The following is a 25220-nucleotide window of genomic DNA, read 5'->3' on the forward strand; positions in this document are numbered from 1 at the left end:
AATCATGCTGACTAAAAAGGAGATTAAATGAAATGAAGGAGGCTAAAATTATGAGAAAAGGAATTATATTAGGTATAGGAATTTTGATAATACTGCTGGCGCTGGCAGGAACTGGAAGCGCTAAATCTGGCTTTACAGCAGGAAACTGTAGCTATTGTCATGTAGATCTCAATATCGACTCCACACTAACAAGCCAGGGCAATAATTTTAAAGATATTCATAAATTTAACGGTAATGCGGTGCCAACAAATGTTAGTAGTTGTTCCACATGTCATACAAATTTGGCTACAACATTTTTCCCGCTAACCTCGAATGGTTCATCTTACAACAGCACTCATAGATTCAATAGTACCATGCTGGCTTCTAAATTGTTTGCAGCGCCAGCATGTGGTAACTGCCATGTGAATGCCAATGGGAACAATTTCACTCTGCTAACAGGCACTCCAACATACCTGAATTCTTCGGTATGCGAAGACTGCCACAAAGCGAAGTACGATAACTGGACGAACACGATGCACCGCGTCATGTTGACCAAGAACACTTCAGGTGCGGCGATGAACCTCAGTCTTCCTGACTTTGATGGGTTGAACTGGACTAATACGAACGTCTCATATATGATAGTAGGTAAAACTTCTTTTAGATACCTTAATGCCACAGGATATTTATTCAGGAAATATAACGTTTTAACAGGGGAATTTACGCCTTATAACACAACTGATCCGGAAAATAGACCCCAATACTCATGTGGAACCTGCCACACCACAGGCTATAATGCGACTGGCGGTAACGAGAGCAATTTATCCGGAATAATAGGAACATGGGAAGAAGAAGGAATTACATGCGAGAACTGTCATGGACCTGGCGGCAACGGCCATAATGTGACCGTTTACACCAAGGGCGAGGATTGTATAAGATGCCATTATGGCGATACCAGACAGGGACCGGCAATGACAAACAAACATGCACTTGGCCCTGCTGAAGAATCCACTAACCCCAGCTGTACCCAGTGCCATTCGCCGTATAACAGGTATATAGGAGCTCCGGCGTCAACTGGTGATGGTACAAATATAACATGCTCAGTATGCCACAATCCCCACAGTACGACTGATAGCCAGTACGGGCAGATATTAGCGAACAATAGTTTCAATGCCACCATAATGGCGAATCTGAAAGATGCGAAATTGAGCTTCTTTAACGGAACCGCGAGCAATGTCAGCAAGTTCAACAATACCAGCGTGTTCACAGGTACCAATGCTTCATTGGTGGCGGGAAATGATATATTTGATAACCTGAGCCTTATCACCGTATTATACCCATTCCTTGGAAGCACGTCAAAAATCTATAATACCCAGGTAATAGATGACAGCTATGGTACTACAGGCATTGATCTGACAGGCCGTCCTGAATCTGAAGTCCTGTGCTCACAGTGTCACTACAGGCATGGATTGGAACATATACCTGGCTTAAACCTTAGCCATGGCAGGAATAATGTAACTAACGCTAACGAAACTGCAACATGCGTTGACTGCCACATGTCCAATGCAGGCGGAAAGAAGGATCATTCCTTTGATGCGCAGGAGGCAACGAACTATCCGCAGTACACATGTTCAAAGGGTACGAATTGCCATGTGACAAGCGCTGAGAACTTGAATTTAAGCAATATTTCAATAGTTCCTGTGGAAACCGAATGGGCTGCAAGCAGGCATAACAAAACCCAATTTTACAAAAATGATTCCTACTTTGCAAACCAGACTGGCTTTAGCAGCAGCGGCGCCCCCAAGCGCAATAATAGCGAATGCATGAAATGCCATTCACCATTTGAATGGAACCCTTCATATATAGTTAGAAACGTATCTGATTTCAGGGGTATAACATGCGCGATTTGTCATAATGTACACGATATGGGCGACTCGATAAACGAATCAGGTCTGAAGTATAGCTGGTACAACAGGGATGCAAGCTATGCAAGCGGAAGATACAAAGCTAACTACACACTGATGGCAAATACCACAGAACTGTGCGGTAACTGCCATTCGAATGATAATCCCAGAATATACAGGGCAGGGCCTGGCTGGAACGGAACAGACGCTACCAGTACCAGCGCCACAGTTTATCCAATTTCACCGCACGGCTGGCCAGCGAAGGATCTTTTCCTTACCTCTCCGAAGGAATCAGGTCAGGGCTTCGAATGTATTGATTGCCACATGTATGTCAACAAGACCAATGCCACAGGATTAGCGAGCGATACCGATAAGATAACGGGACATACCTTCAGAGTGAATGAAACCGGTCTTCAGAATACTTCAAGATGCAACGGTTGTCATGACGGATTAAATCATGGCGGAACAATATATTCTACAATTCCAGACAGGATTGACACTGTACAAGCCGCTACCCAGGCGAAGTGGAATTCCGCTAACTCAACAGTTAGGGGTGCACTGGCAGAATATAAGAACTATACAGGCGTGAAGAACCTGAGCGCGGATAAGATCGCCAGGGCATACTGGAATCTCAAGCTTGTGGAATCAGACGACAGCTGGGGTGTACATAACCCCGATAAGGCGATTACACTGCTTGATGAAGCTGTAGCTTATGCGGATGCTTCAAATGCCTCTCTCGGGCAGGCATTAGTATCCACGGTCAACCTGACCGCAGGATGGAACCTGAAGGCTCTCCAGAATGCATCAGCGGTTACATCGCCGGTCTCGGTAATGTCATCGGTGGCGAGCAATATAACCGTAGTCTGGGGTTATAACACCAGCAACCCGGCAGATCCATGGGAATTGTATGACCCTGCCATGCCCTCATCTCTTAACGATCTGACACAGATCGTTGCGGGAGAAGGGTACTGGATATATGCAATAAGAGACTGCGTGTGGACTGTATAAGTCCACACTTTTTATTATTTTGGAGTGACAGAATGAAAAAAAATATTTTATTAATAATACTATTGTTTTTGGTCCCTATAGGCCAGGCAATAACCGAACCGCTTGTGACTTCTTATTGGGGTTATGTGACAGTAGATGGCATCACAAAGCCAAATGCATCGGTTACAGTGCTTGATTCATCATGCAATGTAGCTGTAAGCACAATAAGTACACAGAATTCTACGTACCTGGTAAAAGTACCCCTGGATAGAGGCATAGTTTCCGGCGAGACCCTGACTTTCAATGTAGACGGCAAGACCGCAACAAAACAAACAGTTGGCGCCAAAGGAACAAACAACAGGCTGGACCTGGCAGTATTAAGTTCTTCAACAAATACCTGTACTGCCGGAGGAGATAGCGGCGTCAATGGAGGCGGAGGAGGAGGCGGAGCAAGTATTTCTGCAGAAGCCTTTGAGAATGTCCTGAAGAAAGAAACCAGGGAGGAAGTCTTATCCATAAATGTTCTCAGGTCATTTAGTTTCACGACCCCGGAACTGCCCGTTTCCGAGATAACGATAACGAGCAGTATAAATGCCGGTCTTATAAATGTCCAGGTCGAGCTTCTTAAGAGCAGGTCAACACTGGTGAAAGATGATGCTCCGGGAGATGTTTATAAATACGTCAATATCTGGGTTGGCACATCAGGTTTTGCAGTGCCAAAGAACATAAAAGAAGCTGTTATCAAATTCAAACTTGAGAATTCCTGGCTAACATCAAAAGGTTTAAAGGAATCGGATATCTCAATGCACAGATGGGACGGGACACAATGGACCTCGCTTGCTACTGAGAAAAAGAACAGTGATGAGAAGTTCACGTACTATGAGGCAAAGACCAACGCATTCTCACCGTTTGCCATTTCAGGCGTTAAAGAGATAACAGCGCCTGCGGCCGGGGTTAAAGTAACTAACCAGACGCAAACTCCCGCACCTGCGGCTACTAAAAAAGCGCCAGGGTTAGAGTTCGTTCTTGCCATAGCGGGTTTGATGGCTGTAGTTTTAAGAAAGAGAAGCAAGTAGCTGTCTCTTTTTTTACTTTTTTATATATCAATTTTTTTGATTTAAGCATTAAAAAACTCAAAAGTCTCCAACACATTTATTGATAATCACTGCCATAACATAATAGGGGAATCTGCAATACTAAAGTTAATATATCATCAAATCCATATCATAATGATGATAATAATAAGAACCGATTTATCGTATTAATTGTATTGAGTATTATATGAAAAAAATCCCTATCATACTGGCATTGTTGGCCTATCTTATATTCCTCAGCCCAGCAGGCAGTGCGCTTGAATGCATGGTATGCCACAGCTCTAATGCGAACGAATTCCCTTTAATTAACCTGTCTCTTTTTGGTGTTCATGCGGATGTCAATTCTACAGATGGGGCAGGAAATATTACAAGTGGGGACTGCATAGCATGTCATTATTCGGCCAATACATTGGTTTTCCATAGTTTTCCAATATCCACATACAGCTGCGAGGACTGCCACATTAATGGAACAGTTCCGGCTGCCCCCAGGGTTTCTAATCATAACAGGACAGGCAATGTGTCCGTGATAGCGTCATGCGCTGATTGCCATAATAAGACCTCAAACCTTTTCAGATACAGCGCCAACGCAAGCGCAGCCCATTATGGAAGGAACGCAAGCTTCGGCCTGGCTCCTGGCGAGTCGTACTGTGCTTTTTGCCATCAGAATTCCTCAACTGTTTACAGTGATGTCATGCAAAACCAGGACAATAGTATGAGAGGAAACCACACATCCGGCATAATCAATTCCACCCATCCCGCAGGGCGTCCCTATTGCACGACCTGCCACGGGACTGACAGGATACACGGCACAAACCTGACAAAGCCGGTTCCGAATTCAGGATTCTGCAATAACTGTCATCAGAGCGACAGGCTGCAAAAGGACAGGCATGCAGGAAGTGTGGAATGCATACTGTGTCATGCAGATACGGATTCGGATATCCATAATATAAAATATTTGCTTCCGGATGGAACATACCGCAGCGTGAACGCTACCGGCTGCGGGGATTGTCATGATTTCGGACTTCCAGCGCCTTACTTCAGGCTCCAGTTCCAGGCAGCGAACTGCACTACCTGCCACCTGGGGAACGGCCTGGTAAAATTTGCAGGCGCGCCGCGCTTTCCCTCGCCATTGATGCACAGTTCTAATCCTGCTTCCGGAGGATTGTGGAACGGCACACAGGCCGCTTACTGGGACAGCCAGGTTAACGCCTGCTATTATTGCCATGGGAAAACACTTCATGATACTAATGCGCCTGGAAATGTCTCGAATATCACTGCGGGAAACGCCCTGAACCAGAGCATTACAAATACAAGTTTCTGGTGCGCCAACTGCCATTACAATGGCAGTGACCCCTCTGGAAATTATTCCTATAATGCCACGTCCTATACTCCCATACCGCCTGAAATGCAGAACAAGTCCGGGCTTGTTCCTGCAACAGCAACAGATGGGACTACTTTCTACAACCACTCGCTGGCTGAATATTCCGATCTTGCATGCAGGACGTGTCATGCACCAAATGCTCCTGCAACAAGTGCTTTATTCATTCACAATGTTGGCGCAGGCGGAGGAGGGCCGGATTGCATCTCCTGCCATGATAGCAGAGGCGGAGGTGCGCCTGCTGATAAGAGAATAGATATCGTTTCATTTAATTTGAGCGTACATTATGGCATGAACGGAGGCGGGAACGGTGCCTGCTGGGCATGCCACGGCAACGGAACCCAGCCTCTGGGACATCCTCCGGAATATAAGTCACCGAAGAAGTGCAGCAATGATACATGCCATTCCCTGGACCAGAAATTCCGCGCTCCCATGATATATTCACATTTCAGGAACGCAAGCCTGATTGACAATCCCACGAACGCTTTTAATTCCAATGTCACAACCAATAATGACTGTCAGGGATGCCATGCAAACAGCGTAAATTCACAGGGCAGGAACATAAATTCAACAGTATCCCATTTTGCCTCGGGTGATCTCTTTGACAGTATAAATTGCATATACTGCCATCTTAATGAGGATAATTCCAAAGAGTGGGGGAACGCTACGTTGATATACGAGAACAGGACCGCACTTATAGAACTCAACAGGGAAAATAACAGATTCACCGCCAGGGAGGGGGAATATATAGACCTGGGTTTCGGTTTCATCCTCAAAGTAATTGAAGTCTCATCGGTCAGGAGCAGCGTGTTGATAGAACTTAGAAAAGAAAATCTAATTGTTGATAAGAGACTTATAGGAACTGGAAATTATACATATGAGGAGTACCTCACTATCGATAATGGTAGTGTAAAAGTGCCTGCGATTGTAATTAATGTCACAGGCATTTTTAAAGGAAGTGATACTGGCTTTATCCAGTATGAAGGTTTCAGGCTAAAAAGAGTCCATCCTGAGAAAAAAATCACGTCATGTTATTCATGCCATGTGAAAGCAATGCCAAAAGCAAAGTATAGAGTCATCGAAAGGGTCAGTGGTGAGAAAGATGAGATCTATTACACTAAGGAAACGGCCAATTTTACAGATAATAAAATATTCGATGAAAATGTTGTTCTTCAATTATTAGGAGTACTTACTGACGAAGACAAGCATGTGACCATACAGCCGGAAAAACGCAGGTCGCTGTATGAAGGACAAGTCTGGAATATCTCGGAAGGAACAAGCCTTGTAGTAAGAGGCGTGGATACAAAAAGCGAAGTTGTTATTCTCCAGCTGCGTACTGGCAATTATTTTTATGAGGATATCGTAAACAGGGGTGGTATATTTGAATTCAATCCGCAAATTAATTATCTTGGGAACCAGCCAAAAAATATCACGGTTTTCAGGGCAAGGGTGTCGGGAATAATCCAGGCAAGGCCGAAAAATATGGTAGTTATTGAGGATGTGGTTTCCCTGTCGCCTGATATCAGGAAAATAAATGCAAATCAGACGCTTGCTGGTTATAATACAAGCTGGCTGTGGGAAAATTCAACCATTAATGTCGGGAAAATACCTGACAATTTCCACTCTCCCCAGATCTATGACGGCGGAAACGGCGGGGGAAACTGTCTTTCCTGTCACGGGAGGGAGGGCTTTTCACAGAAAAAAGTATTCTCACTCGGAAAGCATGATACACTGAATGGCGGAGGGGACAATGCCTGCCGCGCATGTCATGGCGGGACTGCGGATATACAGGCACATCCGGCTGGTTACAAGAACCCCAGGAACTGCCTGAGCTGTCATGCGGCTACAAATAATAATTATAACGCCGTGTACATAGGCGACGAGGAGCATAAGAACGAAAAATGTGAAACCTGTCATGTATCAAATATCCATGAAATTACAGGGCTGCACATGACGCCTTCGGTTAAAAAAACAGTAATTACAAAAGAAAATAACATGACCATATTGAGAGCATCGGTAACTGCGGGATATAAAATGAAAGTAAGAGATGCCAGGTATTACATTGATACACCGCTTAATAAATCACGGATGTCCCCGGCAGATGGGGTTTTTGATTCACAGGCAGAGGATGTATTTGCCCGGATGGATATATCAAAATTATCGCCAGGCAAACATGTGGTGTATGTTGAAGCCATGGAGAGAAACAACAATTGGGGAGTTCCATCTTCAGTTGAGTTCATAATAGAGGGCGGGAGTTTGAAAGCCCCGGAGACGAAAAATACAAGTATGCTCACATTGGCAGACACGTTAGCTATATTAGTGGTCGTTTTTGTTTTGAGACGTTTTAGATAAAATGTGATATTTGAGGACTTGTCCAACGCATAACTTCAAGGGAAACATTTAAGGTTAATAGTGCCGTACAAGGGGCGCACGTCTGCGAGGTTTTAAGAGAATTGCCATTTATTGAGGAATATTTTTCATCCGTGATTGGTAGCGTTTATTTAAGATTCGTGGATGATACGGTTGGGCTCGTAGCTCAGTCAGGCAGAGCACCGGGCTTTTATTCAAATGAGAAGAAACCCGATGGTCGAGGGTTCAAATCCCTCCGAGCCCGTCTGCCCGGGAGGTAATTGTGTGAAAGAGAAAGAGAATACCGGCAGGGAGTTCAATCCCCTAAAACATAGAATGGTACCGAATCACGAAATATTAAGTGAGGATGAAGTTGAAAAAGTATTAACCGAATTCAAAGTAGAAAGAGAGCAATTGCCTAAAATCCGAATAATAGATCCTACCGTAGTGGCAGCAAAAGCAAAAGTCGGAGATGTAATACGGATCACCCGGGAAAGCAAAACGGCAGGTATAGCTTATTATTATCGCATGGTAATCGCGTGAGCTGTAAATCGAGGTAATATGTTGGACAGAAGGGTACTATCAAAAGCGTATTTTACAAGTGACAAAATTGTTAGACATCATGTAGATTCTTTTAATGATTTCCTGGACCATGGTCTTCAGAAAGTCATTGAAGAGCAGAGAATAATTGAAACTGAAATTGAGGGAACATACGTCAAACTCAAAAAGATAAGAGTCGGTTTCCCTGTTGTGAGGGAGGCGGATGGTGCTGTTGATAAACTCCATCCCACTGAAGCGCGGCTTCGAAATATTACTTACGCTGCACCGCTTTTCCTGAGTATGGCGATCGTCACGCCTGAGGGAGAAAAGGAAGAAAAAGAAGCAGAGATCGGCTTACTCCCGATAATGATCTGGTCAAAAGCGTGTAACCTTGTGGGATTGTCCCAGAAGGAAATGATCGAACTGGGAGAAGACCCGCAGGATCCCGGTGGATATTTCATAGTGAACGGTACGGAACGCGTCATAACTACACTTGAAGATCTTGCCCCGAATAAGATCCTTGTGGAAATGGAAGAACGCTATGGTGAGAATATTGAAGTTGCCAAAGTATTCTCGCAGCGCAGGGGTTATCGCGCCCTTGTTGTTGTTGAGAGAAACAAGAAATCGATCCTTGAAGTTTCATTCCCATCCATATCGGGCAGGATCAATTTCGTCACTCTTATGAGGGCTCTTGGAATCGAGACCGATCAGGACATTGTCAATACCGTATCTGATGATCCTGAGATCATCAAATTCATGCTTGAGAACCTTGAAGAAGCTGAGGCTGCCAATAAGACCGAAGCAATGGAAAAAATAGGGTTAAGGGTGGCTTCAGGCCAATCCAGGGATTACCAGGTCAAAAGGGCGAATTATGTTATTGACAGGTATTTATTACCCCATCTTGGGAATGATGAAATTCACAGGATCGTAAAAGCACAGTTTATCGGCCGCATGGCACAGGCATGTTTTGAACTGGCGCTTACCAAAAGAGGCAGCGATGATAAAGACCACTATGCAAATAAGAGGCTAAAACTGTCTGGCGAATTGATCGAAGACCTGTTCAGGGTATCTTTCAACAGGCTTACACGTGATATCAAATACCAGCTTGAAAGGGCAAGCATGAGGAACAGGGATCTGAATGTCACGACAATTGTCAGGTCAGATGTTTTAACCGAACGGCTTGTACATGCCCTGGCTACAGGTAACTGGGTAGGGGGCAGGACAGGAGTGTCACAATTGCTTGACAGAACTGATTATATTGCGACCTTGTCCCATTTAAGAAGGGTCATTTCACCTTTATCAAGAGCACAACCGCATTTTGAAGCAAGGGACTTGCATCCCACCCAGTGGGGGAGAATATGCCCTTCGGAAACACCGGAAGGCCCCAACTGCGGACTTGTGAAAAACTTTGCGCAGCTTGTGGAGATATCAACAGCTGCAGGTAATGAAGTACAGCTTAAGAAAATGCTCCTGGACATGGGTACGGCGCCGATCATACCCCAGCTTCTTGGAATGGAAGAAGTTCCCACAACATATGCCACGGAATTAGAAGCGCTTGAAGAAGCTGAAGAAATAAAAATAAATATGCCGGAAGAGGAGGCTGAATCATTTGAGTAAGGCAAGAGTTTTTTTAAACGGTGAACTTATTGGTACTATTGCAAATCCAAAAGAACTCGTCCATGATTTGAGAAAAAGACGGAGAATGGGTGAGATCAAGAAACAGGTGAATATCATATTCTATGAGGATACAAACGAGATAATCATCAACTCGGACCAGGGCAGGGCAAGACGCCCGGCAATAATTGTTGAAAACGGCAAACCTCTTGTGACACCAGAACATATTGAACGCCTGAAGAAGAAGGAGGTTACTTTTGATAGTCTTGTGGATGCAGGTTTAATCGAGTACCTAGATGCTGAAGAAGAAGAAAATGCGTTCATTGCGATCGATGAAAAGAATTTGAATCCCAAGCATAGTCATCTTGAGATGGACCCCTCTTTGATCCTTGGAATATGTACAGGCATGGTTCCTTTCCCGGAACATAATGCATCGCCAAGGAACACAATGGGTGCGGGCATGGTCAAACAGTGTCTTGGTATGTCAACCCCGAACATGAAATTAAGACCTGATACAAGAGCCCACGTATTGCATTATCCCCAGAAAGCGCTTACTTCGACCCAGACCGCAGAAGCGATCGGTTTTGACACGCGCCCCGCAGGTCAGAATTTCGTTGTTGCGGTATTATCTTACGAAGGATATAATATTGAAGATGCCCTTGTTATAAACAAAGGTGCGATCGAACGCGGTCTTGGAAGAAGTCATTTCTTCAGGACGAACGAAGGAGAAGAAAGAAAATACCCGGGAGGCCAGGAAGATAAATTCGAGATCCCTGATACGGAAGTAAGGGGTGCCAGAACTGCGGAAGTTTATAATCAACTGGATAGCGACGGTCTTGTTAATCCTGAAATTCCAGTCGGGCCAAATGATGTCCTGATCGGAAAGACAAGCCCGCCAAGGTTCCTGGAAGAGCCGACAGAATTAGGTTTGAGCCCTGTGCAGCGCAGGGAGAGTTCTGTAACGATGCGTTCAAATGAAAAAGGTATTGTAGATACCGTAATCCTTACCGAATCTGAAAACGGTTCAAGACTTGCAAAAGTAAGGACACGGGATTACAGGGTACCTGAGATCGGGGATAAATTCGCCTCACGGCATGGCCAGAAAGGCGTAATTGGCCTGATAGTACCTTATGAGGATATGCCATTTACAGAGAATGGTATGGTTCCTGACCTTATAATTAACCCGCATGCCATCCCTTCAAGAATGACCGTAGGTCACGTTCTTGAGATGATAGGTGGTAAAGTAGGAGGACTTGAAGGACGCAGGATCGATGGAACAGCTTTCTCAGGCGAATCAGAAGAGAATTTAACATCCTCACTTGCAAAATTCGGATTTTCAAATACCGGAAAGGAAGTTTTTTATGATGGAATAACAGGCAATAAGATCCAGGCTGATATCTTTGTTGGAGTTATCCTTTACCAGAAGCTGTACCACATGGTTTCATCAAAAATGCATGCCAGGTCACGCGGACCTGTACAGGTATTGACCAGACAGCCAACTGAAGGCAGGGCAAGAGAAGGAGGCTTGAGGTTTGGAGAAATGGAACGAGATGTTCTTATCGGGCATGGCGCTGCAATGGCCCTTAAGGAAAGATTGCTTGACGAATCAGACAGGGTCATGGAATATGTATGTTCTAACTGCGGCATGATAGCAACCCTCGATAAAAGAAGGAATACTACTATCTGCCATGACTGCGGCGCAGAAACTGATATACACCCTGTTGAGATGAGCTATGCCTTTAAACTGCTCCTTGATGAAATAATCTCTCTTGGCGTAGCGCCAAGGCTTGAATTGGAAGATGCTGTGTAGGTGAAAATTATGGTAATTGCAACCCCCAAAAGAATAAAACAGATCAGATTCGGACTTATTTCACCTAAAGAATTCAGGAAAATGAGTGTAACAAGAATCATAACTGCTGATACATACGATGATGACGGTTTTCCCATTGAAATGGGATTAATGGATACAAGACTTGGTGTAATAGACCCCGGTCTTAGATGCAAGACATGCGGCGGAAGGGCGGGCGAGTGTCCGGGTCATTTCGGGCATATTGAACTTGTAGCGCCTGTGATGCATGTGGGTTTTGCCAAGCTGATACGCAAAATATTAAGAGCAACATGCAGGAATTGCGGTGCGCTGCTTCTGGATCCCAACCAGAAAAAAGAAACCGTAGAAAAGATACGCACGCTTAAGAAAATGGGACAATCCATAGAAGATGTTGTAAATGACGTTTTCAAGGAAGCGCGTAAAGCCGGAAAGTGCCAGTATTGTAATGAAGAGCAAAAAGAGATCAAATTTGAGAAACCCACAACATTTGTGGAAGACGGCCACAAGCTGATGCCAACGGACATTCGTTCACGTCTTGAAAAAATGACTGATGAGGATATTGAAGTGATCGGCATGGATTCCAGGAATGCACGTCCGGAATGGATAATTCTGACCGTGCTTGCGGTTCCTCCTGTTACTATGAGGCCGTCAATTACTCTTGAATCAGGGCAGAGAAGCGAAGATGACCTTACTCATAAACTTGTAGACATAATCCGTATTAACCAGAGATTCCAGGAAAACCGGGAAGCTGGAGCCCCCCAGTTGATCATAGAGGATCTGTGGGAATTATTACAATACCACATAACCACATTTATCGATAATGCAGTTTCAGGAGTGCCCCCGGCCCGCCACAGATCAGGCAGGCCGCTTAAGACCTTATCCCAGAGATTAAAAGGTAAAGAAGGAAGGTTCAGGGGAAGCTTATCCGGTAAACGTGTTAATTTCTCTGCAAGAACAGTGATCTCGCCTGATCCTAATCTTGGTATGCATGAAGTGGGAGTTCCCCTTGCAATTGCCAAGGAACTCACTATAACATTGTATGTAACACCAAGAAATATTAATGAAGTAAAGGAATATGTCAGGCGCGGTCCTGATAACCATCCTGGCGCCAATTATATCGTCAGGGCGGACGGAAGAAGGCTAAGGATCACTGATAAGAACGGCGCTGAACTTGCAGACCTTGTTGAACTGGGATGGAAAGTTGACAGGCAGATGAAAGATGGCGACGTAGTTTTATTCAACAGGCAGCCTTCACTTCACAGGATGAGTATAATGTCTCATGAAGTAAAAGTGTTGCCGCATAAGACTTTCAGGTTAAATCCAGCCGTATGCCCGCCATATAACGCTGACTTTGACGGTGATGAAATGAACATGCATGTACCGCAAACAGAAGATGCGCGTGCAGAAGCAAAAATACTGATGAATATCCGGGAGAATATCATCTCCCCGAGATTCGGAGGTCCTATTATTGGCGGTATCCATGACCACATTTCAGGTCTTTTCCTACTTACAAATAGTAAAGATAAGATTAATAAAGATGATGCACTGGAATTACTTGCAAAATCCGAGATCTGGGAATTGCCGGAACCTGCAGGAAAAGAAGATGGGGAACCATACTGGAATGGAAAACAGATTTTCAGCCAGATACTTCCAAAAGGTCTTGACCTGGAATTCAAGGCCGAAATATGTGAACAATGTGATAACTGCAAAGGTGTTGATTGTGAACATGACGCTTATGTAGTGATCAAAGATGGTGTGCTGGAAAAAGGCTCAATTGATGAAAAAGCAGTAGGCGCTTTCAAAAGTGTGATCATTGACAAATTAATAAAAGAATTCAATACTGCGACAGCCTGTAAATTTATTGATGATTCCACCCGTCTTTCTATCAGGGGCATTATGCGAAGCGGGTTCAGTTTCGGGATAAACGACGAATATGTGCCCCCTGAAGCACAAAACCAGATAAATGAGACTTTGAACTCGGCTACTGATAAGGTGGAAAAACTGATCCAGGCTTACGAAGCCGGCGAGCTTGAACAGTTGCCCGGGCGAACCATCCGGGAAACGCTTGAAATGGAAATAATGAAGGAATTAAGCAAGGCAAGAGATGCTACCGGTGAAATTGCAGGACGGCATCTTGGAATGGATAATTCTGCGGTGATAATGGCAAAGTCAGGCGCCAGGGGTTCGATGCTTAACCTTACACAGATGGCGGCATGCGTGGGACAGCAGGCAGTCCGGGGTGAGAGGATCCAGAGAGGATACGCAGGACGGACATTATCCCACTTCGATAAAGGTGATCTGGGAGCGCAAGCCCACGGATTTGTAAAAGCAAGTTACAAGGGTGGATTATCGCCCACTGAATATTTCTTCCATGCTATTGGAGGAAGAGAAGGTCTTGTGGATACAGCTGTAAGAACATCACAGTCCGGGTACTTGCAGCGCAGGCTTGTGAATGCTCTCCAGGACCTTGAAGTACAATATGATGGCACGGTGAGGGATACAAGGAACATGATAATCCAGTTCAAATTCGGAGAAGACGGTATCAATCCAATGAACAGTGATTTCAGTAAAACCGATGCAGTAAAGCGGATAATTGATTCAGTAACAGGAGTGAAGGAATGAGCGCAACTCAGAAAAACATTGATGAGATGATCGCAGATATCAAGTTGCCCCAGAATGTAATTGATAACCTTAACAGGGAACTTAAAGAGCGCAAAGTCACAAAGAAACAGATGGAAGAGATCGTAAAACGCCTTCATTCCGGATATGACAATGCCAAAATTGAGGCTGGTGAAGCGGCTGGTGTAGTTTCTGCTCAATCAATCGGAGAACCTGGTACGCAGATGACAATGAGAACATTCCACTACGCAGGTGTAGCCGAAATTAACGTTACTCTTGGTTTGCCCAGGTTGATCGAAATAGTGGATGCCAGGAAGAATCCCAGTACTCCGATGATGACCATTTTTCTTGAAAAGAATTATTCCCATGACAGGGATAAAGCACGTGAACTTGCCTGGAAAATAGAGGCCACTTATATAAATGTCCTGGGCAGCATATCAACCGATATTACAGAAATGAAGGTACTGATTGACCTGAACAAAAAAGCGCTGACCCAGAGGAACATGACTTCGAAGGAAATCGCAGATAGGATCGAAGAGGAACTTGGGGTATCATGCGAAATAAAAGGAGATACGCTTGTATTAGAGCCCGGCAAACCCTCATACAGGGAACTTTTGCAGCTTGTAAAAAGTTTACATTCGGTAATTTTGAAAGGTATTAAGGGTATAAAAAGGGTCGTTATCAGGAAGGAAGATACTGGTGAATATGTATTATACACCGAAGGTTCTGTGCTCAAAGAAGTCCTGGCAATAGAGGGTGTTGATGCAACCCGGACAAGGACAAATAATGTAAACGAGATCTTTGAAGTAATGGGAATCGAGGCCGCAAGGCAGGCATTGATCAATGAGGCCACAGACACCCTTAAAGAACAGGGTCTTAATGTGGATGTCAGGCATATAATGCTCGTATCAGATATCATGACTGTTGACGGGGATGTAAAACCCATAGGCAGGCATGGTATTTCCGGTGAAAAGGCCAGTGTGCTCGCAAGGGCTGCGTTTGAAGTAACGGTCAATCACCTGCTGGATTCCGGAATGAGGGGTGATGTTGATGAGCTAAGAGGCGTCACCGAAAACGTAATAGTCGGACAACCCATAAGATTGGGCACCGGAAACGTTAAATTAATTGCACGAAAAGCTAAATAATGGAGAATAAGTATGGAAACTGATTTAAATAAAGTATTCAGAAGCGTTTTATCAACAGGAAAAGTTGTCATAGGCACGCGTCAGACCATTGATGCTGTAAAAAATGGAAAGGCGCAGAGTGTTGTTTTATCATCGAATTGTCTTGAAAAAACAAGAAATGAATTAAAAGGAGTACCTGCAATAAATTATCCAGGAAACGGGTTTGATCTTGGGATTGCGTGTGGAAAGCCATTCTCAATTACAGCTTTTGCGGTTCTGGAGCCAGGTGATTCCGGAATACTCACTTTAAAGGAGAATGAATGAGTGAAGTTAAGTTAAGCATGGATGGAATAAGGTACATCGCGTTATTTGAAAAAATCACGGGGGCGCAAGCAAGAGATTGCTATGAGGATACCGAGAACAACAGGCTTCTTTTTGTAGTCAGGAGTGGTGATATGGGGCTTGCTATAGGAAAAGGCGGGGAACATATCAACAACGTGAAAAAGGCAATTGGTAAATCGGTAGAAATAATCGAGCATTCCGATGATCCTGTATTGTTCATTAAAAATGCATTTCATCCAATAACTTTAAAAAATATTAATATTAAAATTAATGATGGCAAGCGTATAGCTTATGTAGAAGTTCCAACTAAAGAGAAGGGGCTTGCCATCGGGAGAGACGGCAAAAATATTGAAAAAGTAAAAAAGCTCTCCTTAAGGCATCATAATATAAACGACGTAATAATTCAGTGATTAAAATTATATACATATTGGAGGAAAAAACTACATGGGAAAAGGATTATACGCGGCTCGTAAACTAGAGAGCGTCGACAAAAGTAATAGATGGAGCGATGGAGATTTCGCAAGACGAGCCCTTAATTTGGATGTAAAGGCTGACCCTCTCGGAGGCTCCCCGCAGGCAAGGGGTATTGCTCTTGAGAAAGTCGGTATCGAGGCAAAACAGCCAAACTCAGGGATCAGGAAATGCATCCGGCTTCAGCTTATCAAGAACGGCAAACAGATAACAGCTTTCTGTCCCCTGGATGGGGCTATTAATTTCATAGACGAACATGATGAAGTGGTCGTTGAACGGATCGGCGGAAAAATGGGGGGAGCCATGGGAGATATTCCTGGAGTTCGCTGGAAAGTAATATCTGTAAATAATGTTGATCTAAGACAAATGGTGCTTGGCAAAAAGGCAAAACCGGTGAGATAATATGCAAAAATTATTCGGAAAATGGGATTTTACAGAAGTTGAGGTCAAAGACCCGAGTGTCAGGAGTTATATTAATCTTACACCTACAGTTGTCCCGCATTCGGGTGGCAAGAATTCAAAAAAGCAGTTCGCCAAGACGAACCTGAACATTGTGGAGAGGCTCATAAATAAAGTCATGCGTGAAGAGCACAATACGGGCGCCAAGATAACTGTTACCACGATAATGATGGAAGCATTTGAAACAGTTAACAAGAGAACCGGTCAGAATCCGATACAGGTTCTTGCAAATGCTATTACAAATGCAGGCCCAAGGGAGGAAACAGTCAGGTTACAATATGGTGGTATTGCTGTTCCGAAATCTGTAGATACTGCTCCGCAGCGCCGCGTAGATACTGCTCTACGCCTTATCGCTGAAGGAGCCCAGAAGGCATCTTTCGGCACAAAGAAAACCCTTGCAAATGCGCTTGCAGAAGAGATCATCGCTGCAGCCAACCATGACGTAAAAGGATATGCCATGGGCAAGAAAGACAATATTGAAAGGGTCGCAAAAGCGGCAAGATAATCGCATAACTGCGGTTGTGTGATTACTTTTTATTTTTTTTTTTAAATAGTTTGACTAACACCAGTCACGGACATCGGATTAGAAAATTCGAGGATTCTGATTAAATTCCAATGCTCTGTTACATAATGCTATGTTCACTCTGCGCTTAGAACCTCATGTATGGTTCTCAATAATTTCTCAGCCGTGTAAGGCTTTGGTAAAAAAGCGTTCACTGTGCCTGCAGCTTTTGTTAGTTTGTCTTTCTCTGTTAATCCGCTTGCTGCAATAATCTTTAGCTGCGGATTGATTTTACGCAGTTCTTGAATGCTTGCCAGCCCGTCCATAACCGGCATCATCATATCCATAAGAACAATTTTGATTTCTTCTCTGTTTTGCTCGTACAAAGCTATTGCCTCCAGCCCGTTATTGGCTGTGAGCACTCTGTATCCGTTTGTTTGTAATACTGAACTGGTGATATCACGGATCTGGGCTTCATCATCAACAATAAGAATCAATTCTCCAGATCCCCTGAAACGTTCATGCGCTGGCTCCTCCGCTTTCTGTGTTTCGGTCGTTGTAATTGCAGGCAAATGAACCTTGAATGTCGTTCCTTTTCCAGCTTCGCTATATACATTTATAAACCCGCCGTGACTTTTCACAATTCCAAGAGCGGTAGAAAGACCAAGACCTGTGCCTTTACCATTCTCTTTTGTTGTGAAAAACGGTTCGAACATCCTGTCCATTATTTTAGGAGGAATACCGGCTCCGGTATCCGTGACAGCAATTACGATATAATGACCAACCCTGGCTTCAATATCAATATGAGTGTAGTCCTCATCAATGAAAATATTCCTGGCAGATATAGTCAGGATACCGCCGTCAGGCATAGCATCGCGGGCGTTCACGCACAGATTCATCAGGACCTGGTGTAGCTGTGTTGCATCTCCGGAGATTGTCCAGAGGTCTTTCTGTATATCGGTCATGATCTCAATCGATCTCGGAAATGTCTCTTGTGCTATCTGCCTTATTTCCGATATAAGATGCGCTGTTTGAAGAGGCATGCGTTCACCCTCTACACCTCGCGCAAATGACTGGACCTGCTTTATCAGGCTGGCTCCGCGTTTGGCGCTCCGGTCAAGAATATCAATCAATTGCTGGCTTTTATTATCCGTGAATTTTTCCTTTAACAGTTCCAATGACAGCATTATCGGCGTCAGAACATTGTTGATGTCATGTGCTATACCTCCTGCAAGCGTGCCCACGCTCTCCATGCGCTGTGCCCGCAGGAACTGTTCTTCAAGCTTCTTTTTCTCAGTTATATCCGTATTTATGGCAAGTATTGATTTTGGTTTTCCCTTATTATCATGCATCAGCGTCCAGCGGCTTTCGACAATGATTTCCCTGCCGTCTTTTGTTACATGGTACAGATCACCGTTCCACTCACCCCTCTCAACTACGCTCTTTCGGGCTTCGATATGGCGGGATGAATCTTCTATATCTTTATACAGAAGCTCGCTGGCATTTTTGCCTATAGCTTCCTGTGCAGTCCAGCCGTACAGGCGTTGTGCGCTTTTATTCCAGTAAGTGATGCTGTCTTCTAAATTCCGGACTAAAATAGCATCCTGTGCCTTTTCAAGAAGAGCAGCCTGCTCCCGTACTTGCTCTTCGGATCTTTTGTGCTCGGTGATATCCATAAGAGACACTATACTCTTTTTTGTTCCAGGGATCATAGCGATGTTCAGGAAAATATCCTTTATACTGCCGTTCCTGTCAATTAACCGGATCTCGTATTTATTTGGAGCCAGCTTCGGGTCAACTCTCCGCTCACGGTGGTACTTTTTCATCCTTTCCAGGTCTTCTTTTACAATAAATTCTGTCAAGCTTTTTTTACCTTCCACTTCCTCTCCGGGATAACCTGTGAGTTTTTCAAACTCTTCGTTCACCAGGGATATTTTAGTATCCTCTTCGATAATCGCCATCACTGTTCCGGTAGTCTCGAATACAGTCCTGTATCTGTCCTCTGACTCTCTTAGCGTATTTTCCATACGCTTACGCTCAGTAATATCACGGGCTACAGATAATATGTAATTATTTTTTTCAAGAGAAATATAACTGATATTTACCTCTACAGGAAATATAGCGCCGTCTTTACGCCTCTGCTGACCTTCAAAAATCATATATCCTTTTTTCTTGACTTCTTGCACATGCTCTTTCCAGGAAGAATGATCTGGCAGGACGGTTGCAAAGTCAAAAACATGCATGTTAAGGAGTTCCTCGCGTTTATATCCCAGGCTGGTGCATGCTTTACCATTGGCATCCAGGATATGACCGGTTTCAGGGTCAGCAACAAATATAGCGTCGTTTGATCGATCAATCAGATTACGAAATAACCGTAGCTCCTCCTCAGCCCGCCTGCGCTCGGTTATGTCCTTCACAGTCCCTACAAGTGCCACCCTGCTGCGAAAAGTACTAAGTCCAACATTTGCATTGATCAGTATCCTGGTTACTCCATCTTTATGCAGCACATGGAATTCATATTCTTTAGGTACGTCCTCTCCTGCCTGTCTTCGATAGTAGCGATCTGTGACCATTTTTGAATCTTCTGGCGCAACAAATTCCTGTAAATCCTTTCCAATAACTTCCTCCACAGTGTACCCGCCTATCCTGGCAAACGACTCATTTGCAAATTGGATTTTAGCATCCTGAATAATAAAGACGCCATCCTGGATATTATCAATTAACGTGCGATATTTTTCCTCAGATTGTTGTAGTGCTTCCTCAACCTGCTTATGCTCAGTGATATCCCTTCCGAAGCTAACAGTTCCAATGATTTTATCATTTTCATATAAAGGGACGGTATTAACCGAAAGGATGAATATCTTGCCATCTTTGTTATATACCCTTACATCATAACTTTGTGGATTACCCTGGAGAGTTTTAAGGAATATTTCATGTACTTTTGGTAAATCTTCCGGGAAAATCAGAGGGGCAAAGCTTTTACCGATCAATTCAGAAAGTTTGTATCCACTGGTTTCTTCACTCCGCATGTTAAAAAAAGTGAAGTTACCATCGTTATTTAATGTCCAGATGAGATCATGCGCAGTTTCGATGATTGTGCGGTAGCGTTCTTCGCTCTGGCGCAGCACTTTTTGCTCGATGGTTATCAGTTTAGCCCTCAGTTGCATCTTCTGGAACCGTAATATCAGGGATCCGACCATTATCCCGGCTGCGATAATAACCAGGGTAGTATCTATACCAGCTTTCCTCTGTGCCTGATCCGCTCTTTCACTATAGATAGCGCTGGTATTGGTGATCATATCACTGAGCGCATTGAAACCCGGATCGACCCGCTCCTTATCAAGGATATCTGCTTTTTCAAGATCTCCCGCTGTTATCAACCTGAACATTTCATGCATATTGTTTTGGAATTCGAGCTGGGTTTTATGAAGTTGCTGCAACCTCTCTTCGCCCGGATCAAGCAGCATTAATTCATCGAATGTTTGTGCTATCTGGCTCTCGACCTGCTGGACTTCTTCCAGTAATTCAGGACCAGGTCTCCTCTCGAATTGCCATTCCAGGGCGTCCAGATGGTATGATTGCCCTTTAAGGCGAGACAATAACAATTCTGCCTGGCGACTCTCATTAGCATACTGGTGGAGCATAGCAATAGTAGCAGCAGCTAACAATGCAACTGCTAATGCAAGAACAAGGATTGCCCACCCTGGAATTTGACTTTTGCTTTTCATAATAGACATTAATGAACCCACGAAATACCATCAAGGATCACAGATGCAAATACCACTGTGCGGTTGGAAAATGGTTATTAAGGTAATTAAATATACCTATGATAATTATTTTCAATTGTTTATGACTATATTTGTATTTTTTCAGTTATAATCGCATGCTGAAGTATTGTATCCGTAATTTTGTAGTTTCCATAAGTGGTTTTTGGATTTTCAAAGTGTTTATATAGGATAGAATAATAGAGCAATAAAAATTTTAAATATAAGAGGTAAATCAAATGGGCAGACGAAAGAAAATGGTTGAACATGTCACTGAACTGATGGATAAACCCGAGTTTATCCGAAACATCGGTACAGTTGCACATATAGACCATGGAAAAACAACATTTTCAGATAATCTACTTGCCGGTGCAGGCATGATCTCATCAGAACTGGCTGGCGAACAATTATTCATGGATTTTGATGAAGAAGAACAAAGACGTGGAATTACCATCGATTCTGCAACTGTTTCTATGGTACATCAGTATGAAGGCCAGGAATATCTCATCAACCTTATAGATACACCGGGTCACGTTGACTTTGGCGGCGACGTAACTCGCGCCATGAGGGCTGTGGACGGGGCGGTCGTTCTTGTTGATGCTGTCGAAGGTCCGATGCCGCAGACTGAAACAGTGCTGCGTCAGGCGCTTCGTGAAAACGTAACACCAATTCTTTTCATAAACAAGGTTGACAGACTGATTAATGAGATAAAGCTTACACCCGCTGATATGCAAATGCGGCTGGGGCTTGTTATTGATAAAGTCAATAAGATCGTTAAAGGCCTGAAACCCAACGAATATGATAGACTGAAGCTTGACCCCGCAGTTGGCAAAGTTGCATTCGGATCAGCCTTAAATAACTGGGCGATAAGCATTCCCTATATGAAAAAGACCGGCATCGGATTTAAGGAAATTATCGAATTGTGCCAGGCTGAAAAGCAGAATGAACTTGCTATAAAATGTCCGCTTCATGTAGTAATGAATGATATGATCATAAAATTCCTTCCAAGCCCTGTCAGGGCACAGCAGGAACGAATAAAAGTCATATGGCATGGCGATAAGGAAAGTGATATCGGGAAGTCCATGATAAACGTGGACAGGAACGGCAAGATAGCTTTAATGATAACAGATATTACCACTGACCCGCATGCAGGTGAGGTAGCAAGCGGAAGGCTTTTCTCAGGTACTCTTGAAAGGGGCAAGGAAGTTTTCATTTCAGGAATGCCAAATGCGAACAGGATCCAGTCAGTAGGCCTTTTCATGGGTCCTGAGAGAATTGAGTGCGAGAAGATTCCTGCCGGAAATATCGTAGCAGTAACAGGTTTAACTGATGCGATAGTAGGTTCTACAGCATCAAGCGATAAAAGCATGACCCCGTTTGAGAGCATAAGGCATGTCAGCGAGCCTGTGATGACTGTGGCTGTTGAAGCTAAACACATGAAGGACCTGCCAAAACTTGTTGAAGTATTAAGACAGGTCGCAAAAGAAGACCCGACGCTCAAAGTAATGATAAACCAGGAAACTGGAGAACATTTGCTTGCAGGAATGGGTGAACTTCATCTTGAGGTAGTCGCAGGCAGGATCAAGCGCGACAAACATGTCGATATCACCACATCCAAACCGCTTGTTGTATACAGGGAAACAATTTCGGGTCATGTGGGTCCTGTTGAAGGGAAATCCCCGAACCGCCACAACAGGTTCTATGTGGAAGTTGAGCCTCTGTCCCCGGCTATAATTGAACTTATCAAGAATAATGAAATCTCAATGAGGCAGGGAGAAGTGGAGCGCAGGGACATACTGATGAAAGCAGGAATGAGTAAGGACGAAGCCAAGAGTATTGCCCATATTTATGAAACAAATATGTACATAGATATGACCAAAGGTATCCAGTACCTGCATGAAACAATGGAACTGATCCTTGAAGGATTTGAAGAGGTCATGAAAGCCGGACCTTTGTCCCGTGAACCAGTAATGGGCGTTAAAGTAAAATTAATGGATGCAAAACTCCATGAAGATGCAGTCCACAGGGGACCTGCGCAGGTCATTCCTGCATCAAGACAGGCAATCCAGGCAGCAATGCTTATGGCCGGTGCCACACTTCTTGAACCTTTCCAGAAAGTATTCATCCATGTTCCGCATGACCAGATGGGAGGCGCGATGCGTGAGATGCAGGGCCGACGCGGTTCTATATTAGATATGCAATCAGAAGGCGACATGACCATTATCGAGTCCAAAGCACCCGTTGCACAATTGTTCGGATTCTCCGGGGATATCCGCTCGGCTACTGAAGGCAGAGCTATGTGGAGCACGGAATTTGTCGGATTTGAACCGATACCGGGGAACATGCTTAATGAGATAGTGATGGGCATAAGGCAGAGGAAAGGACTTAAACTCGAAATGCCTAAACCGAGTGATTTCATAAGTCCGTGATGAACGGAAGGTTTAAAAACAAAAACAACAATACGGACAGAAAACAATCTTCAATAAATATAAAGGAGAAATATTATGGCAGAGAAACCACATTTAAATTTAGCAATTATAGGGCATATAGACCATGGAAAATCAACCCTTACAGGGCGATTAATGTATGATACCGGCGCCGTGCCGCCGCATATTATAGAAAAATACAGAGAAGAAGCAAAAGCGAAAGGTAAAGAATCCTTCGTTTTCGCATGGGTCATGGACTCCCTTAAGGAAGAGAGGGACAGGGGTATCACAATAGACGTTGCTCACCAGCGATTTGATACCGCAAAATATTATTTCACAGTCGTGGACTGCCCTGGCCACAGGGATTTCGTAAAGAACATGATCACAGGCGCTTCACAGGCTGATGCTGCAATTCTTGTAGTCGCAGGCAAAGAAGGCGTCCAGTCACAGACAAAAGAACATGTATTCCTTTCAAGAACCCTGGGTATTAACCAGTTGATCATAGCAATCAACAAAATGGACGAAGTCAACTATGATAAGGCTCGATATGATGCAGTAAAAGCCGATATAAGCACACTTCTCAAAATGGTGGGTTATAAGCCGGATGAAATAAACTTTATCCCGACATCAGCTTTCAAAGGCGATAACCTTGCAAAGCCAAGTGAGAATACAAAATGGTATACAGGACCGACTTTGCTTGCAGCTCTTGATATGTTGAAAATGCCAGACAAACCCACAACATTACCACTTCGCATTCCGGTCCAGGATGCTTACACAATTTCCGGTATCGGAACAGTTCCAGTGGGCAGGGTTGAAACCGGAGTGATGAGACCTGGCGATAAAATAATATTCATGCCAGCCAAAGCAGTCGGCGAAGTCAAATCCATTGAAATGCATCACCAGGAAATAAAAGAAGCGGTTCCTGGCGATAACATCGGATGGAACGTAAGGGGTGTTGAGAAGAAAGATATCAGACGTGGAGACGTTTGCGGATCTGTTGCCAAACCTCCAACTGTTGCTGAAGAATTCACAGCACAAATTGTTGTATTGCAGCACCCGTCAGCAATTTCTATTGGTTATACACCGGTTCTGCATTGTCATACTGCACAGGTTGCAGGAACGATCACAGCAATATTAAAGAAACTTGATCCAAAGACAGGTCAGACCGCAGCTGAAAATCCCGACTTCATAAAAGCCGGGGATGCAGCTATCGTGACGATCAAACCTGCAAAACCGCTATGTATCGAAAAGGTAAAAGATATCCCGCAGCTCGGTCGCTTTGCGATCCGGGATATGGGAATGACAATTGCCGCAGGAATGGTACAGGACATCAAAGCGAGAATATAATATTCTCACTTTTTCTCAATAAAACGGTGTTATTTATGGTACAGAAAGCAAGAATACGTTTATCCGGGACAAGTCCTATTACTCTTGACGGAATATGTTCACAGGTAAAAGATATCGCAGTTAAGACAGGAGTAAGCATTTGCGGCCCGGTTCCCCTCCCAACCAAGAAATTAGTAGTGCCATGCAGGAAAAGCCCTGATGGCGAAGGAAGTGCGACATGGGATCACTGGGAAATGAGAGTCCATAAGAGACTTATCGACCTTGATGCTGATGAAAGGGCACTGCGGCAGTTAATGCGCATACAGGTTCCCAAAGATATCAGTATTGAGATTGTTCTCACCAGTTAATTTTTTTACAGTCTTTTTTTAATATATTATTATAATTTGATTTTTATTGCAGATTTTCTGTAATTTATCCATCACAGGGACATTTTTGTCGCCATAAGCCTTTTGTATATGTATAGTATTATGATAAGTATAGTGATGATATAGAATGA

Annotated in this window: 16 protein-coding genes and 1 tRNA gene; 16 read left to right on the forward strand and 1 reads right to left on the reverse strand. The window is 43.9% G+C overall.

Features of this window, described 5'->3' with window-relative positions:
• Positions 1–50: 50 nt before the first annotated feature.
• From CL181_RS18705 to CL181_RS18765, 13 genes are all read left to right on the forward strand, one after another.
• Entirely contained in the window at positions 51–2888 is a 2838-nt protein-coding gene (locus CL181_RS18705; protein WP_176505335.1) for an ammonia-forming cytochrome c nitrite reductase subunit c552, read from the forward strand.
• A gap of 32 nt (positions 2889–2920) precedes the next feature.
• Positions 2921–3943 (forward strand): PGF-pre-PGF domain-containing protein, encoded by a 1023-nt coding sequence (locus tag CL181_RS18710; RefSeq protein WP_097300843.1) that lies wholly within the window; start codon positions 2921–2923, stop codon positions 3941–3943.
• 205 nt (positions 3944–4148) lie between these two features.
• Positions 4149–7691: a hypothetical protein gene (locus tag CL181_RS18715; protein WP_097300844.1), complete on the forward strand. Its 3543-nt coding sequence runs from the start codon at positions 4149–4151 to the stop codon at positions 7689–7691.
• 173 nt (positions 7692–7864) lie between these two features.
• Positions 7865–7953 (forward strand) — tRNA-Lys (locus CL181_RS18720).
• A gap of 20 nt (positions 7954–7973) precedes the next feature.
• Positions 7974–8231, forward strand: a complete 258-nt coding sequence (locus tag CL181_RS18725) for a DNA-directed RNA polymerase subunit H (protein ID WP_255251637.1) — start codon at positions 7974–7976, stop codon at positions 8229–8231.
• An 18-nt stretch (positions 8232–8249) separates the two neighbouring features.
• Positions 8250–9845 (forward strand): DNA-directed RNA polymerase subunit B'', encoded by a 1596-nt coding sequence (locus CL181_RS18730; protein WP_097300846.1) that lies wholly within the window; start codon positions 8250–8252, stop codon positions 9843–9845.
• A complete protein-coding gene (gene rpoB, locus CL181_RS18735) occupies positions 9838–11652 on the forward strand; it encodes a DNA-directed RNA polymerase subunit B (RefSeq protein ID WP_097300847.1) in 1815 nt (604 codons plus the stop codon). The genes CL181_RS18730 and rpoB overlap by 8 nt, the downstream gene beginning before the upstream one ends.
• Positions 11653–11661: 9 nt before the next feature.
• Entirely contained in the window at positions 11662–14292 is a 2631-nt protein-coding gene (locus CL181_RS18740) for a DNA-directed RNA polymerase subunit A' (RefSeq protein WP_097300848.1), read from the forward strand.
• On the forward strand, positions 14289–15434 hold the full coding sequence (gene rpoA2 / locus CL181_RS18745; protein WP_097300849.1) for a DNA-directed RNA polymerase subunit A'': 1146 nt from the start codon (positions 14289–14291) through the stop codon (positions 15432–15434). Before CL181_RS18740 ends, rpoA2 begins: the two co-directional genes overlap by 4 nt.
• A gap of 12 nt (positions 15435–15446) precedes the next feature.
• Positions 15447–15737: a 50S ribosomal protein L30e gene (locus CL181_RS18750; protein ID WP_097300850.1), complete on the forward strand. Its 291-nt coding sequence runs from the start codon at positions 15447–15449 to the stop codon at positions 15735–15737.
• Positions 15734–16165 (forward strand): NusA-like transcription termination signal-binding factor, encoded by a 432-nt coding sequence (locus CL181_RS18755; protein ID WP_097300851.1) that lies wholly within the window; start codon positions 15734–15736, stop codon positions 16163–16165. The genes CL181_RS18750 and CL181_RS18755 overlap by 4 nt, the downstream gene beginning before the upstream one ends.
• A gap of 34 nt (positions 16166–16199) precedes the next feature.
• Complete coding sequence (locus CL181_RS18760) at positions 16200–16628, forward strand: 30S ribosomal protein S12 (RefSeq protein WP_097300852.1); 429 nt, start codon at positions 16200–16202, stop codon at positions 16626–16628.
• A 1-nt stretch (position 16629) separates the two neighbouring features.
• Positions 16630–17190: a 30S ribosomal protein S7 gene (locus CL181_RS18765; RefSeq protein WP_097300853.1), complete on the forward strand. Its 561-nt coding sequence runs from the start codon at positions 16630–16632 to the stop codon at positions 17188–17190.
• A 134-nt stretch (positions 17191–17324) separates the two neighbouring features.
• Here CL181_RS18765 and CL181_RS18770 read toward each other — a convergent pair whose 3' ends face one another.
• On the reverse strand, positions 17325–20924 hold the full coding sequence (locus tag CL181_RS18770) for a PAS domain S-box protein (RefSeq protein ID WP_097300854.1): 3600 nt from the start codon (positions 20922–20924) through the stop codon (positions 17325–17327).
• 266 nt (positions 20925–21190) lie between these two features.
• Between CL181_RS18770 and CL181_RS18775 the strand changes: the two genes are divergently transcribed.
• The 3 genes from CL181_RS18775 (at position 21191) to rpsJ (ending at position 25071) form a co-directional block, all read left to right on the forward strand.
• Positions 21191–23380 (forward strand): elongation factor EF-2, encoded by a 2190-nt coding sequence (locus CL181_RS18775; protein ID WP_097300855.1) that lies wholly within the window; start codon positions 21191–21193, stop codon positions 23378–23380.
• A 72-nt stretch (positions 23381–23452) separates the two neighbouring features.
• Positions 23453–24724 carry a translation elongation factor EF-1 subunit alpha gene (tuf, locus tag CL181_RS18780; RefSeq protein ID WP_097300856.1) on the forward strand — a complete coding sequence of 424 codons (1272 nt, stop codon included), beginning with the start codon at positions 23453–23455 and terminating at the stop codon, positions 24722–24724.
• 35 nt (positions 24725–24759) lie between these two features.
• Positions 24760–25071, forward strand: a complete 312-nt coding sequence (rpsJ, locus tag CL181_RS18785; protein ID WP_097300857.1) for a 30S ribosomal protein S10 — start codon at positions 24760–24762, stop codon at positions 25069–25071.
• Positions 25072–25220 lie beyond the last annotated feature (149 nt).

It is taken from the genome of Candidatus Methanoperedens sp. BLZ2 (genome assembly GCF_002487355.1).
GTDB lineage: Archaea > Halobacteriota > Methanosarcinia > Methanosarcinales > Methanoperedenaceae > Methanoperedens.